Origin of the sequence: Flavobacterium soyae (assembly GCF_021245985.1) — a bacterium.
GTDB lineage: Bacteria > Bacteroidota > Bacteroidia > Flavobacteriales > Flavobacteriaceae > Flavobacterium > Flavobacterium soyae.
In genome coordinates, this window is record NZ_JAJQXA010000047.1 from 1 (window position 1) to 399 (window position 399).

A 399-nucleotide genomic window follows, 5' to 3' on the forward strand; every position below is an offset into this window, starting at 1 on the left:
GGCGCAGGGGTGCTGAGTTACCTGTTGTTCGAGTCGGGGTATTGCAGCGAACTGATCGAGCTGGGACGCCAGGATGCGTTGGCGCAGCGTGAGGCGTTGAGTCGGTTTTTGGGGTTGGCATAAGGGATGTAAGCAGGTCCACCGCCATCGCGAGCAAGCTCGCTCCCACATTGGCCTTGCACCGTTCAGTAAATCTTTATGCGCCCTTGGCCGAAGGCAGTTTCGATACCAGGCGCAACGACACGGTCAGCCCTTCGAGCTGGTAGTGCGGGCGCAGGTAGAACTTGGAGTTGTAGTACCCCGGGTTGCCTTCGACTTCTTCGACGATCACTTCGGCTGCAGCCAGCGGGTGCTGGGCCTTGGTGGTCTCGGTGGAGTGCGCCGGGTCACCGTCGACGT

At 60.7% G+C, this 399-nt stretch carries 1 protein-coding gene; it reads right to left on the bottom strand.

The features are described 5' to 3' along the window. Positions 1-196: 196 nt before the first annotated feature. Positions 197-399, bottom strand: a 203-nt coding sequence (locus tag LUU93_RS21895; RefSeq protein ID WP_255669564.1) for a hypothetical protein, incomplete at its 5' end; no start/stop codon positions are given.